Genomic DNA, 307 nt, shown 5'->3' on the forward strand with positions numbered 1-307 from the left:
ATTGAGTGTGCCAGCAGCCGCGGTAATACGTAGGGCGCAAGCGTTGTCCGGAATTATTGGGCGTAAAGAGCTCGTAGGCGGCTTGTCGCGTCGGATGTGAAAGCCCGGGGCTTAACCCCGGGTCTGCATTCGATACGGGCAGGCTAGAGTGTGGTAGGGGAGATCGGAATTCCTGGTGTAGCGGTGAAATGCGCAGATATCAGGAGGAACACCGGTGGCGAAGGCGGATCTCTGGGCCATTACTGACGCTGAGGAGCGAAAGCGTGGGGAGCGAACAGGATTAGATACCCCTGTAGTCCGGGAGGAT

The 307-nt window shown here is 58.0% G+C and carries 1 rRNA gene; it reads left to right on the forward strand.

From position 1 onward, the window contains the following. Positions 1-307 (forward strand): 16S ribosomal RNA (locus GSQ80_RS23180); the annotation flags it as partial.

Source organism: Granulicella sp. L46, assembly GCF_009765785.1.
In the GTDB taxonomy this organism is placed as follows: Bacteria; Acidobacteriota; Terriglobia; order Terriglobales; family Acidobacteriaceae; genus Granulicella.